At 42.5% G+C, this 18,883-nt stretch carries 14 protein-coding genes; 11 read left to right on the top strand and 3 right to left on the bottom strand.

Annotation, left to right across the window (positions count from 1 at the left end; all coding sequences use genetic code 11):
• The first annotated feature begins 95 nt into the window (after positions 1 to 95).
• From IGJ44_RS05655 to IGJ44_RS05685, 7 genes are all read left to right on the top strand, one after another.
• Entirely contained in the window at positions 96 to 1,406 is a 1,311-nt protein-coding gene (locus IGJ44_RS05655) for an ABC transporter substrate-binding protein (RefSeq protein ID WP_430606277.1), read from the top strand.
• Positions 1,407 to 1,436: 30 nt separating this feature from the next.
• The gene (locus tag IGJ44_RS05660; protein WP_194193046.1) at positions 1,437 to 2,321 is read left to right on the top strand and encodes a carbohydrate ABC transporter permease; all 885 of its coding nucleotides are present in this window, start codon (positions 1,437 to 1,439) and stop codon (positions 2,319 to 2,321) included.
• A 21-nt stretch (positions 2,322 to 2,342) separates the two neighbouring features.
• Positions 2,343 to 3,158, top strand: a complete 816-nt coding sequence (locus IGJ44_RS05665) for a carbohydrate ABC transporter permease (protein ID WP_015509354.1) — start codon at positions 2,343 to 2,345, stop codon at positions 3,156 to 3,158.
• Positions 3,159 to 3,399: 241 nt separating this feature from the next.
• On the top strand, positions 3,400 to 4,446 hold the full coding sequence (locus IGJ44_RS05670; protein WP_179190655.1) for a hypothetical protein: 1,047 nt from the start codon (positions 3,400 to 3,402) through the stop codon (positions 4,444 to 4,446).
• Positions 4,447 to 4,674: 228 nt separating this feature from the next.
• On the top strand, positions 4,675 to 5,511 hold the full coding sequence (gene licT / locus IGJ44_RS05675) for a BglG family transcription antiterminator LicT (protein WP_194193044.1): 837 nt from the start codon (positions 4,675 to 4,677) through the stop codon (positions 5,509 to 5,511).
• Positions 5,512 to 5,626: 115 nt separating this feature from the next.
• Positions 5,627 to 7,498 carry a beta-glucoside-specific PTS transporter subunit IIABC gene (locus IGJ44_RS05680; RefSeq protein WP_430606284.1) on the top strand — a complete coding sequence of 624 codons (1,872 nt, stop codon included), beginning with the start codon at positions 5,627 to 5,629 and terminating at the stop codon, positions 7,496 to 7,498.
• Positions 7,499 to 7,514: 16 nt separating this feature from the next.
• On the top strand, positions 7,515 to 8,942 hold the full coding sequence (locus IGJ44_RS05685; protein WP_194193042.1) for a 6-phospho-beta-glucosidase: 1,428 nt from the start codon (positions 7,515 to 7,517) through the stop codon (positions 8,940 to 8,942).
• Between the two features lie 81 nt (positions 8,943 to 9,023).
• Here IGJ44_RS05685 and IGJ44_RS05690 read toward each other — a convergent pair whose 3' ends face one another.
• Positions 9,024 to 9,971: an AraC family transcriptional regulator gene (locus tag IGJ44_RS05690; RefSeq protein WP_430606286.1), complete on the bottom strand. Its 948-nt coding sequence runs from the start codon at positions 9,969 to 9,971 to the stop codon at positions 9,024 to 9,026.
• Between the two features lie 117 nt (positions 9,972 to 10,088).
• Here IGJ44_RS05690 and IGJ44_RS05695 point away from each other — a divergent pair, with 117 nt between their 5' ends.
• The 4 genes from IGJ44_RS05695 to yicI all read left to right on the top strand — a co-directional run bounded on the left by IGJ44_RS05695 (position 10,089) and on the right by yicI (position 15,468).
• The gene (locus IGJ44_RS05695; RefSeq protein ID WP_035006650.1) at positions 10,089 to 11,363 is read left to right on the top strand and encodes an ABC transporter substrate-binding protein; all 1,275 of its coding nucleotides are present in this window, start codon (positions 10,089 to 10,091) and stop codon (positions 11,361 to 11,363) included.
• A 71-nt stretch (positions 11,364 to 11,434) separates the two neighbouring features.
• Complete coding sequence (locus IGJ44_RS05700; RefSeq protein ID WP_430606288.1) at positions 11,435 to 12,301, top strand: carbohydrate ABC transporter permease; 867 nt, start codon at positions 11,435 to 11,437, stop codon at positions 12,299 to 12,301.
• Positions 12,298 to 13,173, top strand: coding sequence for a carbohydrate ABC transporter permease (locus IGJ44_RS05705; protein ID WP_430606290.1), 876 nt, complete (start codon positions 12,298 to 12,300; stop codon positions 13,171 to 13,173). The genes IGJ44_RS05700 and IGJ44_RS05705 overlap by 4 nt, the downstream gene beginning before the upstream one ends.
• 12 nt (positions 13,174 to 13,185) lie before the next feature.
• On the top strand, positions 13,186 to 15,468 hold the full coding sequence (gene yicI, locus IGJ44_RS05710; protein ID WP_430606292.1) for an alpha-xylosidase: 2,283 nt from the start codon (positions 13,186 to 13,188) through the stop codon (positions 15,466 to 15,468).
• Between the two features lie 109 nt (positions 15,469 to 15,577).
• Here yicI and IGJ44_RS05715 read toward each other — a convergent pair whose 3' ends face one another.
• Both IGJ44_RS05715 and IGJ44_RS05720 read right to left on the bottom strand, forming a co-directional pair.
• Complete coding sequence (locus IGJ44_RS05715; RefSeq protein WP_430606294.1) at positions 15,578 to 17,281, bottom strand: sensor histidine kinase; 1,704 nt, start codon at positions 17,279 to 17,281, stop codon at positions 15,578 to 15,580.
• Positions 17,278 to 18,801 (bottom strand): response regulator transcription factor, encoded by a 1,524-nt coding sequence (locus IGJ44_RS05720; RefSeq protein ID WP_167826786.1) that lies wholly within the window; start codon positions 18,799 to 18,801, stop codon positions 17,278 to 17,280. The genes IGJ44_RS05715 and IGJ44_RS05720 overlap by 4 nt, the downstream gene beginning before the upstream one ends.
• Between the last annotated feature and the right edge of the window lie 82 nt (positions 18,802 to 18,883).

An 18,883-nucleotide genomic window follows, 5' to 3' on the forward strand; every position in this document is an offset into this window, starting at 1 on the left:
ATGACCATCATTCTTTATAATTGGCATAAAGGTAAGCGTTTACTTTATTTTTATGCTGATGGGGATGAGGAGAGAATCATATTGGAGGGAGAAAAATGAAAAAAAGTAGCTTGTTCTTGCTAGTAATTGTCACAGGGTTGTTGTTCGCTGGTTGTGGAGGAAATCAAGAAACAGCAGATTCACAAGATTTTGCCAGTACAGATGAGAATACGCTAACTGTTTGGGCTTGGGACACAAATTTTAATATTCCAATTATGGAAAAAGCCGGGGAATATTACAATGCGGACAATGACGCAATCGACCTTAATGTCGTCGAGATGTCCAACGAGGATACCAAGCAAAAAATGGTTTCATCCTTTACTTCAGGGGTCTCCGAAGGTTTGCCTGACATCGTTTTGATGGATGACTATGACGTGCAGAACTATTTGCTGAACTACGAAGGAAAATTTACAGAATTATCGGAAGACATTGACTTTGACCAATTTGCTCCTTACAAAGTAACGAATGCGACCTATCAAGACGGCGTTTATGCGGTTCCCTTTGATTCAGGTTCTGCTGGACTCTACTACCGCAAAGATTATTTAAGTGAAGCGGGGATCGATGAAAGTGAACTCACCAATCTAACCTGGTCCAAATTTGTGGAGATTGGTGAGACAGTCAAAGAAAAAACGGGGAAATGGTTCGTCGCGTTTATTCCAAATCGCGGCACTCATTATATCCAGATGGCAATGCAGTCAGCCGGATTATGGTATTTTGATGAAGACGGAAACATATTCTTGAAAGACAATCCTGCTATTCGTGAAATGCTGCCGATTCTGAAGACGATCGAAGAAAAAGAGTTGGCAAAACCAGTAGATTATTTTGCGCCAGAAGGGATCGGTGCAGTGACGAGTGGAGAAGTGGCAGCAGTCAATTCAGCCATCTGGTTTTCTGCGACAATCCGATCCGCAGAAGATCAAAAAGGAAAATGGGGCTATACGAACCTTCCTCAATTAGAGACAGTGTCTGGAGCGACACCTTACTCGAACTTGGGTGGTTCTAGCTGGTTGGTGCTCAATGACTCACCAAATAAAGCGTTGGCCATTGATTTTCTTAAACAAGAATTTGCTGGGAATGATGAATTCTATCAAGAGATTTTAGTAGAAAATGGGGCAGTGGGGACTTACCTACCCTCACAAGAAGGAGAAGCTTATCAATATGAAGATCCTTTCTTTAATGACGCCTCAATCTATAAAGATTTTTCCAGTTGGATGGCGGACATCCCCGCCGTTGATTACGGGGTAAATACCCAAGCGGCAGTGGATGCCTTGCGTGGGGGAATGCAAAGCTATTTTGATGGTGCTATGTCCTTAGATGATATGTTGACGGAAGCAGAAAACACCTACAAGATGCAAGTCGGCGAATAGCCGACTTGTGTTGCTTAAGGAGTGATGAATATGCAAAATTCGATCAGAAAAAAGCGCCCCAAAAACCAACAAGTATGGGGATTTATTGGCCTTTCTTTAGTATTCAGTAGTGTCTTTTTGCTGTATCCCATCGTCTATTCCTTATACCTTTCCCTGCATCGTATGCAGGGGCTGCAATCGGTTTTTGTCGGTTTCGGCAATTACCTGCGCATGCTGCAGGATACGATTTTTCAAAAAGCCTTACTCAATAATTTTATCTTTCTGATCTTTCAAGTACCAATCATGGTGTTATTGGGTCTTCTGCTGGCGTTTGTTTTGAACACGCCGAAGCTTGTAGGACGCTCCTTCTTTAAATTGGCGTTGTTTCTACCTTGTGTCACCTCGCTGGTTTCCTATGCAGTTTTATTTAAAATGATGTTTCAAATTGGCGGGATCGTTAATCAAGGGCTACTGAACATTGGCTTGATCACGCAACCGCTAGATTGGCTAAATAATCCGCTTTTAGCAAAACTGACCGTTATTATTGCCCTGTGCTGGCGTTGGACAGGCTATAACATGATTTTTTATTTGGCAGGATTGCAAAATATCTCTGATGACACCTTAGAAGCTGCTGCGATCGATGGGGCGAATGGGTTTCAAAAGTTCTTTTTCGTAGTGATCCCACAGCTGAAGCCGGTGATCGTTTTTACGACCATCACCTCCACCATTGGGACGATCCAGCTCTTTGATGAAGTGGTGAATCTAACAGGTGGTGGCCCATCCAATGAGACGTTGACTGTCGCCCAACTGATCTATAATCACTCCTTTGTCTATACGTCAAATTTTGGGTATTCGGCTACGCTGTCGTGGGTCTTAGTGATCATCATCGCTCTTTTATCTGTGATCCAGTTGAAACTCTCGAAAACGAATCAATAAAAGCGATAGAAAGGAGCAGCTATGAAAGTTACTTTAAGTGGATGCATAAAATATGGTTTTTTACTGATCGTCTCGTTTTTTTCGATTTTTCCGTTTTACTGGATGATGGTGGGCTCTACCAATACCGCCAATCAAGTTGCCGAAGGGAAGCTGACTTTTGGGAATCAGCTAGCAAGCAATTTTCAGGTGCTGTTCAGCAATTACGACATCCCATTGATCATGTGGAATTCCATCAAGATTTCATTGATCACCGTCCTTGTCAGTCTACTGGTCACTTCTTTGGCTGCCTTTGGATTTGAGAAGTTTCGAACGCGGGCGAGTGAAGGGATTTATGCGGTTTTTCTGTTATGTATGATGGTGCCGCTGGCAACTTTGGTGATCCCGTTGTTTAAGATGATGGCAGGAATGCAGCTAGTCAATCAGCACGTGGCGGTCATTTTGCCATTGGTCAATAACCTGTTTCTGATTTTCTTTTTTCGCCAGAACTTCAAGTCTTTCCCTGACGGTATTTTAGATGCGAGTCGCATCGAGGGGGCAACAGAGTACACGATATTTTTTCGGATCGTTTTTCCTATGATGCGCTCGACCTATGCTGCCGCTGCCATCTATGCCTTTATGAACGCATGGAACAGTTATTTGCTACCCTTGGTCTTTTTGCAAACGGAAAGTCGTCAAACCATGACATTGCTGATTTCCAATTTATCGTCAGCCAGTTACGTACCAAATTATGGCGTTCAAATGCTGGCGATCGTGATTGCAACGATCCCAACGTTGGTATTGTTTTTGTTTATGCAAAAAGGCTTTGTGAAAGGCATGACCGGTTCTTTGAAACTATAAGTAGCAATAACCAGCTTGGCTACTTTTCCATAAGGTTGGGGAAGGCTTGACGTAGGGGATGAAATAGCTTTCCTCAGATAAAAAACAATTGCCTTGAGAGGCACTATTTTAATAAATAGTCAAATAATTCAGAATCATTCATTTTTCTTACAAAAAGATAGCGCAAGTCGAGTTGATTGATAAAAAAACAATCAGTTGTTAGACTGAATACAGGTTAAAAAAACAAAAAGGGGATGTAATGATGAAAAGAGGATTCAGAAATTATTTAGGTTCAGATGAGCGGGAGGCAGGCTACAATTTGTCTTGGGGGTCTATCTTTGCAGGGGTCGTAACATTTATCGCATTGTTCATGACACTGTCAATGATCGGCTCAGCAATCGGTTTTGGTTTGGTGGAACCAACATCAAATAATCCATTAGATGGTGTTGGTACAGGATTATTGATTTGGACAGTCATTACCTTTGTCTTGGCATTATTCGGTGCTGGTTTTGTTTCAGGTGTGGCGGCTCGACGTGTTGGATTGGTTCATGGTTTCTTAACATGGGCAACTAGTATGATCGTGATGATGGTTATGCTCTCTTACTTAACGATCGGTGCATTTTCTGTAGTCGGTTCACTTTTAGGGAACGTTGCTTCTGCTGTTGGCAGTGGCGTTGAAACAGTTGCCTCAGGTGCTGGCGATGTCGCTTCAAAAGCCTTCGATGAAATAACAGGAAACATGGAAGACGTCAATACAGATGAATTACAAGCGAATGTCAATGATGTTTTACAAGATACCGATGTTCCTGAATTACAACCAGACTACTTGCAAAATCAATTGTCTGATGCGACGAACGACATCAAAGATGCCGGCAAAGACATTGCAACGAATCCAAATGATGCTGATAAAATCATTGATGATTTAGCAAGCAAATTACAAGATCGTGCTACAACGATCGGTGATTCAGTCGATAAAGAAGCAATCTCAAATGCAGTGGCTCAAAACACAGATCTAAGCCAACAAGAAGCGGAAGAAGCAACGAACAATATCGTGAACGGCTTACAAGATGCTTCTGATGAAGCACAAAAACAAATCGAAAATGCACAACAAAATCTTGAACAAGCCAAACAAGACATTGACCAAGCAGTGGAAGACGCTCGTCAAAAAGCGGAAGAAGCAAGTGATGCAACAGCCAAAGCGTCCATTTGGGGCTTTGTGGCAATGGTCTTAGGACTCGTTCTTACGTCAATCGGTGGTATGGTGGGAGCAAACTTAGTCAAAACTGCTGACCACGAAAACCGTATCTAATTTTACCTCTCATCAAGAGAGCTAGTGATTCATAAACCAGTGAACAGCGTTCTGTCAAAGATTCAAATGGCAGCAGCGCTGTTTTCTGCTTTTAAACAAGCGGTTGAAAATCCCCATTGACGAGTGATTTTTCTCATGCTACACTGGCTCTGAGGATTGTTACCGCTTTAGGCGGGCTATACCTATTTTTTTGTGTGAAGAAATCTAAAGAAGAATAGGGTCGTTAAAATGAACGTAACAAAAGTGATCAATAACAACATTGTGATTTCTGAGAATGAGGAAAAACAAGAATTGGTCGTCATGGGCAAAGGCTTAGGCTTTAAGAAAAAGCCGGGCGATGCGATCGACGATACCAAGATTGAAAAAGTCTATCTCAGTACACAAGAGTGGAATGTCACAAAACTAACCCAATTACTTTCTTCTATCCCTATCGAACATATTCAAGCAGCGAATGAGATCATCAGTTTTGCAAAAGTTTCCCTTGGGAAAAAGTTGAGCGAAAAATTGTTTCTGACGCTGACCGATCATATCAATTATGCTATCGAGCGCTATCAAAACGGCATGGAAATTAAAAATGCCTTGCTATGGGAGATCAAGCGGTTTTATAACCATGAATACCTCATTGGCAAAGAAGCGTTATCGATCATTAAAAATCGCTTGGCGATCGAGCTGCCGGAAGATGAAGCCGGCTTCATTGCTCTGCACATTGTCAATGCTGAGTTGGATATGGCGCAGGTCAGTCAAGTATCGGAAATGGCGAAGATCATTCAGCATATCCTAAACATCGTCAAATATCATTTTTCAATGGAGGTTGATGAGTATTCATTGAACTACGAACGCTTTGTGACCCATTTGAAATTTTTTGTCCAGCGCTTATTCAGCGGTACAAAGCTCGATGATGCAGGAACCGGCAGTTTTATTTTTATGTTGAAAGACCGCTACATGAAGGAATATGCGTGTGCGTTGAAAATCAGTGACTACATCAACAAAGAATTCGGTAGACCGTTAGAAGAAGACGAATTGATCTATTTAACTATACACATCAAACGAATAACAAGTGCTTAGGATTGTTACTGGATTGGCAGGCTATACCTAAATGAACTCCCAAGGGGTTTGTTTAGGTATTTTTTTATGGTTTGACACACAAAAACAAGCGAAAGACCAAAATAGGAGGAACGACATGAATTACAAAGAATTAGCAAAAACGATCATCACCAATGTTGGTGGGGAAGAAAATATCCAAAGCTTGACCCATTGTGCGACACGCTTGCGCTTCAACTTGAAAGATGACAGCAAAACACAAGAAAGCACTTTAAAACACACACCAGGCATCATGGGTGTGGTCAACAAGGGCGGACAGTACCAAGTGATCATCGGCAGTGATGTTGGCAATGTCTACAACGAAATCACTGCCCAAACCAATTTGACTAGTGATCAAGAAACAGAAGAAGACGATCGCGTACGTGTAGCGAAAATTATCGATACGATCACTGGGATCTTCACCCCGATCTTGCCAGCCATCACGGCAGCTGGGATGTTAAAAGCGGTCCTTTCGTTGCTGGTGGTCTTCAATGTCTTGACGGCAGTAAGTCAAAGTTACCAAATCCTAAACTTTATGGCAGATGCTGCGTTCTACTTCTTGCCGATTTTGCTGGCTGCTTCTTCTGCACAAAAATTCAAAGCCAATATGTACTTAGCTATGATGGTGGGGGGGATTTTACTCCATCCGAACTTTATCGCGATGGTGACAGCAGTCAATGAGACAGGCGGCGGCATCCATTTATTCGGCTTGCCGATTTCACCAGTGAGTTACTCATCATCGGTGATCCCAATCATCTTGAGTGTTTGGTTCATGTCTTACGTTGAACCGATCGCCGATAAAGTCTCGCCAAAAGCAATCAAATTCTTCAGCAAACCGTTGCTAACGATCTTCGTCGTAGGAACAGTCGCATTAGTTGCTTTAGGCCCTCTAGGCTACATGATCAGTGAAGCGATCTCTGCAGGGATCCAAGCCCTAGAAACGGTCAGCCCATGGATCGTTCCATTACTGATTGGTGCCTTCACGCCATTGTTCGTGGCAACGGGTACCCACTATGGATTGGTTCCTATCGGCATCAACAACCGGATGACCACAGGTTATGACACAGTGATCTACCCTGGCATGCTGGCTTCAAACGTCAGTCAGGGAGCTGCAGCTATCGGCGTTGGTTTTAAATCAAAAGATTCTACGATCAAACAATTGGCATTTTCTGCTGGTCTGACTGGGCTATTCGGCATTACTGAACCGGCGTTGTATGGGGTCAATTTGCGGTTTAAAACACCCTTGTATGCAGCAATGATCGGTGGCGGATTTGGTGGTCTATTTATGGGGATCATGCGTGTCCGCAATTTCTCAGGAGGGTCACCAGGCCTGTTGACTTTGCCAAGCTATATCGGCGATGACACCTTACGTCATTTGACCAATGCCTGTATCGGTGCGGCAATCAGTATCGTGGTCACATTTATTGCGACATTATTCTTATACAAAGACCCTGTCACAGAAGAAGCACCTGAAGCAACACCAGCAGACAAAGAGCAAGAACCAACCCATCAAATCATCGGCGCGGAGATCAAAGCACCTTTAAAAGGGGAACTAAAAAGCCTGCAAGCAGTCAATGACGGCATGTTTTCAGAAGAAATTCTTGGACAAGGGGTAGCGATCGAGCCAACCGTTGGAGAAGTGCTAGCACCAGTCAACGGGACTGTCACAGCAGTCTTTGATTCCAAACATGCCATTGGATTGACCAGTGAGGAAGGCATTGAGCTGCTGATTCACGTGGGGATCGATACAGTGCAATTGAATGGCGAAGGCTATGCCTATCAAGTAGAAAAAGGACAAAAGGTGACAGTTGGCGATCCTTTGATTACGTTTGATATCGAGTTTATCAAAGAAAAAGGTTATCCAGTGATCACGCCGATCGTTATCACCAACAGTGCAGAAGTTGGCGACATTTTGACGGCAAACAGTGGTCCGATCACGTTTGGCGATCAAATCATCAAAGTGATTGGCTAAAAAAGGAGAATAAGACATGGGATTTCCAGAAAACTTTTTATGGGGCGGCGCAACAGCCGCTAATCAATGTGAAGGCGGGTTTGATCAAGGAGGACGTGGACTTGCTAATGTCGATGTGATTCCGACTGGCAAGGAGCGACGAGCAGTCATTACCGGCAAGCGTGAGATGCTTGCCTTTGAAGAAGGGTATTTCTATCCAGCCAAAGAAGCGATCGATATGTACCATCATTTCAAAGAAGATATCGCCTTGTTTGCGGAGATGGGCTTTAAAACCTATCGTTTATCGATTGCTTGGTCAAGAATTTTTCCGAAGGGCGACGAAGAAACCCCTAATGAAGAAGGCTTGCGCTTTTATGAAGAACTGTTTTTGGAGTGCCGCAAATACCAAATCGAACCTTTGGTGACGATCACGCATTTTGACTGTCCGATCCATCTGATCAAAGAATATGGCGGTTGGCGCAACCGTAAGATGATTGCCTTTTACGAAAACCTTTGTCGGGCGATCTTCACTCGATACAAAGGATTGGTGAAGTACTGGCTGACCTTTAATGAAATCAATATGATCTTGCATGCCCCGTTTCTCGGTGCAGGGCTGACCTTTGCTGAGGGCGAAAATGAAGAACAAATCAAATATCAAGCTGCTCATCATGAGTTAGTCGCTAGTGCGTTGGCAACAAAAATCGCCCACGAGATCGATCCAGAAAACAAAGTAGGCTGTATGCTGGCAGCGGCTAGTTATTATCCTTACAGCTGCAATCCGAAAGATGTCTGGGAAAGCAAAAAAAGCGATCGCGGCAACTATTTCTTTATCGATGTGCAATCGCGAGGAGAATATCCAAATTATGGTTTGAAGATGCTAGCGGAAAAAGGAATCACTTTGGAACAAACCGCCGAAGATACGGCTTTATTAAAAGCCCATACCGTCGATTTTATTTCCTTTTCTTACTATGCCTCTCGGGTCGCTGCTTCAGAAGATTCCGGTGTTGAGAAAACGGAAGGCAACTTGTTCCCGACCATTAAAAATCCGTATTTAGAAGCGTCGGAATGGGGCTGGCAGATTGATCCGCTTGGTTTGCGGATCACGATGAATGATCTTTATGATCGTTACCAAAAACCGCTTTTCATCGTCGAAAATGGTCTAGGAGCGGTGGATACACCAAACGAAGATGGAAAAATCAATGATGTGTATCGCATCGAGTATTTACGTGCGCACATCGCTGCGATGAAAGAAGCCATTGACCAAGACGGTGTGGAACTGTTGGGCTATACTTCATGGGGCTGTATCGATTTGGTTTCTGCAGGAACCGGAGAAATGAAGAAACGCTATGGCTATATCTATGTCGATCGCGACAATGAAGGCAATGGCACATTAGCCCGCAGCAAAAAGCAATCCTTTTATTGGTACAAAAAAGTGATTGCCTCAAATGGGGAAGATTTGGCTTAAGCCAGTTCATTTATAAAAAGTAAACAAGGGTGTTCCGCTTTTTCAACTAGCGGGATACCCTTGTTTTATTGATTTTCAGAATTATAAACTCGTGGTGTTGCTTGGTCGTTTGCGATAGTTGGAAGGGGTCAAAGCGGTCTCCCTTTTGAAAAGTGTCGTAAAGTAATTCGGATCATCAAACCCAGTTTCCAATGCGATTTCGATGATTTTTAAATCCGTATGGAGTAAGAGATACTCCGCTTTTTTGATGCGAAACTTATTTAGATAAGTAAAAAAGCTCATCTGGAAATTTCTTTTAAAAAAACGGCAGAAATGTTCTTTGCTATAGCCAATATATTGACTGATTTCCTCAAGTGCCACTGGACGTTGATAATTTTCTTCAATAAAAAGTAGGATTTTCTTGCATTTGTACGTATTGAGTTTGCTTTTACTGTCGATAGGTTTCTTATTGCGGTTAATGTATTGGGTATTTTGACAAAGATATTTAATAAATAAAAAGAGTTCCGCTTTGATCGCCAGCTCATACAATGGTTCCTTTAATGCAAATAAATCTATAATATGAGTCAATGCCTGTTGAATGTTCATATGAGAAACGAAATCACTTGTGATATGAATCGCTTGCTGATCCGCGGAATGAAGCAACGGGTCCAGATAGGACTGCTGGATCAAATCAGAGACGCGGCTCTCAATAAAGGTCGAGTCAAAGACGATAGCAAAGAAGGTACAAGCTGTTTGCTGATAATTTAATGCCTCATGTAGCTGATTGGCAGGGATAAATACAAGCTCGCCTTCTTTAGCGATATAAGAAACACCTTCGACCTTTATTTCCATCTTTCCTCGAAAAATATACAGGATTTCGAGCTCGCGATGCCAATGGGTGTGAATCATATTTGCTTGATCAGCAGGATGATTTGTCAAATAAACACTGACTGGAAACAAGCTGTCACCATGTTCCGTGATCTCTTTTAAAGAAGTATCAATATCATATTCACTAGGGTTTGGCGTAAAAATATAGGGTTGGGTTACCATCTGTCTCCTCCATTTTCATCAATATTACAAGGTATTTCGGTTAAGATAACGATTACAGAAGGGCCGAAATATCAATATAATCAATTTGTGATCGAATTGATTGAGGAGGGAACAATGATGAAAAAGAGAATTTTGTTGACGGCTGCTACTATGTTAAGTGTGATCGGAATTGCTGGTTGCGGAAATTCTGGAAGCGGTACCTCAGATGATGGTAGTGTAACACTAGAAGTTTTTAACATCAAGACAGAGACTGCAGAACAGATGGATCGATTGGTTGCGGCTTTTGAAGAAAGCCATGAGGACATAAAAATCAATATGACTACTGTAGGTGGAGGAACGGACGCCACAGCGGCTCTCCAATCAAAATTTTCATCTGGTGATGAACCGGACATTTTTATGCTGGGGGGACTAGCAGATACGCAAACATGGGAACACAAGTTATATGACCTTGGGGAAACAGAATTAGCCCAAAAAGCAATTGAGGGAACGTTGGAAGGGGCAACACTGAATGAGACAGTCTATGGCTTGCCGATGAATATCGAAGGCTACGGTTGGCTGATCAATAAAGAGCTGTTTCAGCAAGCGGGAATCGATAGTGAAGCGATTGAAACATTTGCCGATTTTAAGGAGGCAGTAGAAACGTTAGATAGTAAGAAAGAAGAGTTAGGATTAGACGGTGTATTCGGCTTCAGCGGCGGTGAAACATGGGTTTCCAGTCAATTCAGTTCGAACTTTTTTGCACCTGAATTTAATGATAGCTTGAAAGAAACACTGGAAGCCAAAGAGCTTCATTTAACTTATGAGGCACAACTGAAAGATTACGCTGATCTGGCGATCCAATACAATGCTCAACCGTTGGAATCAATGGATTACAGCACTTCAGTCGAAGAATTATTTGCCAGTGAGAAGGTTGCCATCATTCATCAAGGCAATTGGATCGTTCCTACATTAAACAGCTTGGATGATACATTTGCAAAAGAAAAATTAGCGATCGTCCCAATGCAAGTGGGAGACGGCAGCAAAATCGTAGCCGGACCAGCTTGGTATTGGGGTGTCAACAAAGATAAGGAACAAGAAGTGATCGATGCCTCCATACAATTTTTGACATGGATGTATACCGATGAAGAGGCGATGACCGCGATCATCGATGATTTTGAGTTTATTCCAGCTTATACGAACTTCTCCAGTGACGATATTTCTGATCCGTTGTCCAATGACATTTATACGTATTTAACGAATGGCCAAACGGTTCCTTGGGTCCATAACTCTTATCCAGATGGATACGGACAAAATATTTTTGGGGTTCAGTTCCAGGCTTATGCAGCCGATCAAATCTCATGGACTGAGTTTACTGATCAGCTGAAAAGCAGCTGGGCGCAAGAACGTCAATAACCAAAGTGATGCCTATCCTGCAGTGATGCGCGCAGGATAGGCAAAATCAAGGAAATCATAGGAGGAGCTGTATGTTAACAAATCGTTCAAAATCATTTTGGCTGCTGCTAGCACCGGCATTCGTCGCATTATTGGTCGTTCTGTTTATTCCTTTATTTACAGGGGGATATTACTCACTGACCAACTGGAATGGCAATACGATCAGCGACTTTATCGGATTGGATAACTACTTGCGCGCTTTTAAAGATCAGGCGTTCATCAACAGCTTGTTGTTCACGGCGAAATTTTCTGTTTACAGTGTGATCTTGATCAATGTCATCGCGCTGTTGTTAGCAACTTTAGTCACGCAAAAACTAGGACGCTGGACCACTCTATTTCGGACCGTCTTTTTCATGCCGAACTTAATTGGTGGGATCATACTAGGATTTATATGGCAATTTATTTTTAACAAAGCATTCGAGAGTATCGCCGATTTGACTGGGATCAATTTTTTTAATGGCTGGTTGAATACACCAGAAACAGGCTTTTGGGGTTTGGTTATCTTGTTCGTCTGGCAGATGAGCGGGTATATGATGTTGATCTATATTTCGTTTCTAAATAATATTCCAGAAGAAATTTTAGAAGCAGCAGATATGGACGGCGCCAATCCGCTACAAGTCTTTTTCCGAATCAAACTACCCATGCTGATGCCCGCGTTTACCGTGACATTGTTTTTGACGCTGTCAAATGCCTTTAAAATCTATGATCAAAACTTGGCGTTGACACAGGGGGGACCGTTCAATTCGACTCAGATGGCAGCCATGAATATTTACAATGAAGCTTTTTCAATGAGAAAAATGGGCTTTGCTCAGTCAAAAGCGATGATATTTCTGGTGATCATTGTCATTATTTCCATTATTCAAATCTCAATTACCCGCAGAAAGGAGATCAGCGCATGATAGAGACTCGTCACTCCTCTACTAAAAAAGTAAAAACAAAAAGTAGACGGCAGAAGAAAAAAAAGCTGCAGCACAGTCTGCTGATCGTAAGTGGTCTTTTACTTGCGTGCTTATGGTTTTATCCGTTTTTCTTGATCGTGATCAATTCATTTAAAACAAAAGCAGAGATCTTTCAGAGTACGTTGTCGCTGCCTAGCGGATTGTCCTTTGAGAATTATCAAGAGGCGTTAGAAAAACTGGATTTCATCAGAAGTTTAATGAATTCATTGTTGATTACTGTCGGTTCTTTGATCTTGGTGGTCTTTGTTTCTTCGATGGCAGCATACGCTTTATCGAGAAATACCAGCCGCTTAAGTTCAGTCCTCTATTTTGTTGTTGCCATCGGCTTGCTGATCCCTTTTCAAGGGATCATGATTCCACTGATTTCTCTTTTTGGACGAATGAATTTGTTAAATCAGCCGGGTCTAATGATAATGTACTTGGGATTGGCTGTCAGTATGTCGACTTTTTTGTATTATGGTGCGTTAAGAGGCATTCCACGTTCGCTGGATGAAGCAGCGATCATTGATGGGGCGAATACCTTTCAGATTTATTGGAAAGTAATATTGCCTTTGTTGAAACCAACGACGGTAACGGTGATTGTTTTGAATACATTGTGGTTTTGGAATGACTATTTATTGCCTTCATTAAGTATTAATAAAGCCGGAATGTATACGATTCCCTTGCGGATGTTTTATTTCTTCGGCGAATTTAACAAGCAATGGCATTTAGCGCTAGCCGCTCTGGTGATCGTTGTTCTGCCAATCATTCTCTTGTTTATTGCCTTGCAAAAACATGTAGTGAAAGGCATCTCAGATGGTGCAGTAAAGTAGGAGGAAAAGAAGATGAAATTTACAAATGGCTATTGGCTGGCAAAAGAAGGCGTCAAACTTGAGCATCCCCGAATTGCTTATGATCATAAGGTAGAAAAGGAGCAATTGACCCTTTATCTGCCCTATCAAGAGATTCAGCGGCGTGGCGATACCTTAAACCTTGGTTTAACCACACTCACGTTTTCGACTCCGCAAAACGATGTGATCAAAGTCAGCTTGGTGCATCATGACCAGACGATGCACGCCCCGTCGTTTGCACTAGATACTCAACCGGCAGACGTGAAGATCGATACCGATAACGAAGACATGTATATCTTCAAATCTGGATCATTGGAAGCGAAAGTCCCTAAACAAGCGGCTTTTAAAATCGACTTTTTCGGAGAAGGTAGCTTGTTGACTTCTTCCATGCCTAAAGCACAGGCTAAAATTTCGGGAAATGACGGCAAGCAGTATATGCGAGAACAGCTTTCGCTAGATCCTTATGAACTTGTTTACGGATTAGGGGAACGGTTCACTCCTTTTATCAAGAACGGTCAAACCGTTGATATTTGGAATCAAGACGGTGGTACGGGTAGCGAGCAGGCATACAAAAATATTCCGTTTTATTTGACGAATAAAGGCTACGGTATTTTTGTTGATCATCCCGAAGCGGTTTCCTTTGAAGTGGCTTCTGAGAACGTTTCCCGCACGCAATTCAGTGTCGAGGGGCAGCGTCTGGACTATTACATCATCTATGGACCAGATATGAAAGCCATTCTAGAAAAATACACCGACATGACAGGAAAACCCGCCTTACCGCCAGCATGGTCTTTTGGCTTATGGCTATCCACTTCATTTACGACAGATTATAGTGAAGAAACAGTGATGCACTTTATCGATGAAATGCAAGCTCGTGATATTCCTTTTGATGTCTTTCATTTTGATTGTTTCTGGATGAAGGAATTTGAATGGTGTGGGTTTGAATGGAATGACGAATTGTTTCCTGATCCGAAAGGATTACTAAAGAAAATCCATGATAAAGGATTAAAAGTCAGTTTATGGATCAACCCTTACATTGGGCAAAAAGCCTCTGTATATCAAGAATGCAAAGAGAAAGGGTACTTTATTAAGAACCATGCAGGTGAAGTCTGGCAGTGGGATCTTTGGCAAGCTGGACAAGGGATCATTGATTTTACCAATCCAGAGGCTCGTCAATGGTATAAAGATCGCTTAAAGGAATTGATTGAATTAGGTGTTGATTCCTTTAAGACGGATTTCGGTGAGCGGATCCCTGAAGATGCCGTCTATTATGACGGATCAGATCCAAAAAAAATGCACAATTATTATGCCTATCTATACAATGAAACCGTCTTTGAACTGCTGGCGGAAATGCGGGAAAATCAAGCCGTTCTTTTTGCCCGTTCTGCTTCTGTCGGTTCCCAAAAATTTCCTGTCCATTGGGGAGGCGACAATTTATCTGAATATTCTTCGATGGCAGAGTCTCTGCGTGGTGGCTTATCCTTTGTCTTATCTGGTTTTGGATTTTGGAGCCATGATATCGGCGGGTTTGAAGAACAAGCGACCTCCGACCTGTATAAACGTTGGACGCAATTTGGTTTATTGTCGACCCACAGTCGTTACCATGGCAATGTTGAATATCGGGTACCATGGAATTTTGGAGAAGAAGCAGCAAAAGTCAGTCAATATTTTTCAAAATTGAAAAACCGCCTGATGCCTTATATTTATCGTCAAGCAGCAACCACTGCAAAAACGGGCATTCCCCTGATGCGTCCATTGATGCTAGAGTTTCCAAAGGATCCTACGGTTTATGCCATTGATAAGCAGTATATGCTGGGGGATCGCTTACTAGTTGCGCCGATTTTTAATGAGCAAGGAAAGGTTCCGTTCTATCTGCCAGCTGGAACTTGGACAAATTATTTAGACAACAAACGCTATGAAGGCCAAAAATGGTGGGAAGAACGCTATGACTATTTCAATCTACCGTTGATGGTACGACCGAATTCACTGATCATTGAAGGAAGCGTTGAACAGACCGCCGCCTATGACTACACCAAAAACCTGATCGTTCATGCCTTTGAAATAACGGAAGCAGTTTCTGCTGAAGTCTGTGATCAGCAGGGCGTGCCAGCTGGAACAATTTCTATTGAACCAGAAGGAAGCGGTTATCGAATTTGTATGGAAGGGTTGGAAAAGGTTCAGGTGCTGTTTCGCAATCGAAGCTTTGCAAATGCGCAACGACATCCTTTTGGCAGCTTGATCACTATTGACGGACAAGAAATGACCGTCTTTGAATAAGGAAACAAAACCTACCGTTCTTGATGGGTATCTATCAAGGACGGTAGGTTTTTTGTAGTGAACGAAGCATTGAAGAACTAACGGCAAAGTGCAGAACCAGTTCTTTGGCTCAGTTTTGTTCCTCCCGCTGGATCGGCAGCAGCAAGCGAACGGTGGTTCCTTCGTTGATGCGTGATTCTACAGTCAATCCGTATTTTTCCCCATAGAGCAGCTTGATACGCTGATCAATATTGTCTAAACCAATACCCGAATAGTGTTCAAAGTGGTTGGCGGTGCTGGTTGGCTGCTCTTCATTGAACCCGATGCCCGTATCGATGATCTCAATTTTCAGGCCTTCCTTACTGACGCGAGAAAAAATCTGGATCAATCCTGAATCCTCTTCGGGAAAGGCATGCAGGTAGGCATTTTCGATAATCGGTTGCAAAATCATCTTCGGTACAAGAATATCTTCACAGCCATCTTCTGAAAAAATCGTCGATTGGATGCGATTGCCGTAACGTACGTTCATTAACACGAGGTATTCTTCCACGATCGCTAGCTCATCCTTTAAGGGGACGATCTCTTTGCGGTTAAAGGTGTGCCGCAACAATTGGACAAAGCTTTCAATCGCTTGGGTGGCGGCTTCTTGCTCGTTTTGCCAGATCAAAAACTTGATGGCAGTCAATGTGTTGTAGACAAAATGCGGTTGGATCTGCATTTGCAGTGAACGAATCTCAAACTTACGTTTTTCGGCTTCTGTAACCATTAAATGATCGACATAAGATTCCAAGTCCTCTAGCATCAAATTATAGGCACGCCCCAATTCTCGTGTTTCGTACGTCCCGTTGATGGTAACCTTGTCGCTGAAATCGCCTTGTGTGACCGCAGGCAGCTTGGCAATCAGCTGATAAATCGGTTGGGTGATGTTGCGGATGATCCAAAATGCCAGCAGACTAAAGAGTAAAATACTGACGATAGAAATCAAAAGAGCTGGCTTGATCAGATTCATATTGCGTACTAGATGCGATTCATCCAAAACATCGTAAAAAGTAAAATGATACGAATAAAGGGGCAGCTGATTGATGCTAGTATCTCTTTTGACCGTGACGAGGCGATCTTCAAACGGCTTGCCTAAAAGGCTCGGATCAGAAGTGGAAAGAATTTGATTTTGTTCATTGACGATATAGATCGAGTGGAGACTGGTATCTAAGAGTTGACGATAGATCGAAGAAAAATCGGATTCTTTTAAGAAAATCAGGGCATAGCCGAAAATCGTTTCTTCTTTCATCAATTTGCGCACGTACATCAAGCCAGGGGAGTCGCTGGTGGAGGTACTTAAGCCTTGGTCCAAGAAATAATATTGACTGATGGCGTCATTGTCATTGATCTGCTGGATAAAGGCACTGGCGAGAAAATCATCTACTGATTGATTGCGAACCGCATCGTTTTGAAAGAAAGTGCCCCCGTTGACCCCAATCAACACTAAATTCGAGGGGATGTCTTGAAACAAAGAGCGGGTGTCTTTTAATTGCTCGTTTAATTCTAAAATCGTACGGCCTTGATTCATGTCGCCTTCTAAGTATGTTTCAACGGCTTTGCTTTCATCGACGATGTCAAAAATCCGATGGATATTCTCGTTCAGACGCTCATAATCTTCTTGGATTTTTTCCAGTAGCAGCTGATTGGAACTCTGGTACGAAGCAACATAGGCATCTTTCGAGCGACCATAGATCACGACGACAGTTAGCAGACAAACACTAATGACCCCGACGACAACAAAGAGGAAGATACGACTGAATAATTCATTTTTCTGAATCCATTGGTTGATTTTCATAATTGATTCAACCGCCGATACTTTGATGGGGTGACCTGACATTCTTTCTTAAAGATGCGAGAAAAATAGCTAATATCCGAATACCCGACCGCTTCACTGATTTCAGATAGATTCAGATCAGATTGTGTCAGTAGTTCTTTGGCTTTATCCAAGCGGGTTTTCTTTACGTACTCAGAAAAGCTCATTTTCAGTTTCGCAGAAAGAAAAGCCGAAAGATAGGTGTAACTAAAATGAAAGGTTTCAGCCAGTTCAGACAAAGACAGACTTTTAGTGTAGTTGTCTTGAATGAAGCGCTGGATCGCAACGAGTAGATCATCTTCATCCAATGGTGATAAGGTCGTCAGCTGTTGACGAATATCATCGATGGTCGCCAACAATAAATCAGAAAAATCTTCCAAATACTGCACGTGACCGATAGCATGCAAAAATTCAGCTTTTAAGCGGCTAAAGCGTGGAGCAGTGGGGAATTCTTCTTCCAAGCGGGACAGTAACGTGTAAAAAATACTACTGGCCTGCTGTTTTAAGAATGTCGGATCGACATTGGATAAGATCATGTCATTGAAATATTCCTCGATTCTGGTGATTCCTAACAAAAAGTTGTTGTCTAACAAAGCCCGTAAGAACTTCTTCGTATCAAAGCGATCACTTTCGATGTACAAAAAGAGTTCTTGTTCTGGCACCAACCGTTGTCGTTTATAAAAAAACGATTGTCCTTGGCTTTTGGCTTTAAGCGTCACAAAATGGTCCCGCAACTGTTCAATCTTTTGAAAGGGCACACTGAGAGTAAAGAAGGCGTCTGGCTCGGTAAAACGCAATTGCTCCAACGTTTCTTTCAAAGAGGAATAAACATTCTTTCCTTCTGGATAACTAATCACTAAGCCGGCATCTTTGTTACTGGTTTGAAAAAAGAGCGTCTTTACCTGCGGTTGTGATTGAGTAAATTCCGTCAATGCATGCAGCAGCTGATCATTGGCACGAAAGCCGCTAAAATTGGTGGTCAAAATTTGGGCTTGCTGTTGCGACTGATCCAATGCAAGGTAGTCCGCCAAAGGAGCCAACGGTTCTTCATACCCTGCTAAATAGCGATTCAACGATTCTTGCAGCTGCGTCTCCTCAGTCACGGAGCCTTTTGTATGTGACAGCTTTTGTGAGATGTTGTGCAGCGTCTTCAACAAGAGTATCGGTGTCAGTGTCGGTTTTAATAGATAATCTACGGCACCATTTCTAAAAGACTGACTGACGTATTGGAAATCATCGTAGCTGCTCAAGACCAAAAAATGGACTTCTGGATATTGTTGTTGAATGATCGTTGTGAGTTGAAGACCGTCCATTTGTGGCATTTTCAAATCCGTGATCACGATGTCGGGATTCAGTTCATGGATCAGCGCCAATGCTTCTTGCCCGTTCGCTGCATCGCCTAAGAGACGGAACCCTTCTTGTTCCCAACGTATCATATGTTTTAATCCATCTCGGATCGTTGCCTCATCATCAACGACTAAGACCGTGCGTAAAATAGTCATGGTATCCCCCCTATATCTCTTCTTTATTATAAACGCTTTCAAAAAAGAAAGGTATTGTAACTTTTTTCTATTTTTGGACAAA

It is taken from the genome of Enterococcus sp. DIV1368d, assembly GCF_050542975.1.
Classification (GTDB): Bacteria; Bacillota; Bacilli; order Lactobacillales; family Enterococcaceae; genus Enterococcus_D; species Enterococcus_D casseliflavus.

Excerpts from the sequence above, each read along its gene's own strand:
- IGJ44_RS05685 (WP_194193042.1), top strand. The coding sequence starts at position 7,515 with ATGGGATTTCCAGAAAACTTTTTATGGGGCGGCGCAACAGCCGCTAAT.
- IGJ44_RS05695 (WP_035006650.1), top strand. The coding sequence starts at position 10,089 with ATGAAAAAGAGAATTTTGTTGACGGCTGCTACTATGTTAAGTGTGATC.
- IGJ44_RS05660 (WP_194193046.1), top strand. The coding sequence starts at position 1,437 with ATGCAAAATTCGATCAGAAAAAAGCGCCCCAAAAACCAACAAGTATGG.
- IGJ44_RS05705 (WP_430606290.1), top strand. The coding sequence starts at position 12,298 with ATGATAGAGACTCGTCACTCCTCTACTAAAAAAGTAAAAACAAAAAGT.
- licT (WP_194193044.1), top strand. The coding sequence starts at position 4,675 with ATGAACGTAACAAAAGTGATCAATAACAACATTGTGATTTCTGAGAAT.
- IGJ44_RS05720 (WP_167826786.1), bottom strand. The coding sequence starts at position 18,801 with ATGACTATTTTACGCACGGTCTTAGTCGTTGATGATGAGGCAACGATC.
- IGJ44_RS05700 (WP_430606288.1), top strand. The coding sequence starts at position 11,435 with ATGTTAACAAATCGTTCAAAATCATTTTGGCTGCTGCTAGCACCGGCA.
- yicI (WP_430606292.1), top strand. The coding sequence starts at position 13,186 with ATGAAATTTACAAATGGCTATTGGCTGGCAAAAGAAGGCGTCAAACTT.
- IGJ44_RS05665 (WP_015509354.1), top strand. The coding sequence starts at position 2,343 with ATGAAAGTTACTTTAAGTGGATGCATAAAATATGGTTTTTTACTGATC.
- IGJ44_RS05715 (WP_430606294.1), bottom strand. The coding sequence starts at position 17,281 with ATGAAAATCAACCAATGGATTCAGAAAAATGAATTATTCAGTCGTATC.
- IGJ44_RS05670 (WP_179190655.1), top strand. The coding sequence starts at position 3,400 with ATGAAAAGAGGATTCAGAAATTATTTAGGTTCAGATGAGCGGGAGGCA.
- IGJ44_RS05690 (WP_430606286.1), bottom strand. The coding sequence starts at position 9,971 with ATGGTAACCCAACCCTATATTTTTACGCCAAACCCTAGTGAATATGAT.
- IGJ44_RS05680 (WP_430606284.1), top strand. The coding sequence starts at position 5,627 with ATGAATTACAAAGAATTAGCAAAAACGATCATCACCAATGTTGGTGGG.
- IGJ44_RS05655 (WP_430606277.1), top strand. The coding sequence starts at position 96 with ATGAAAAAAAGTAGCTTGTTCTTGCTAGTAATTGTCACAGGGTTGTTG.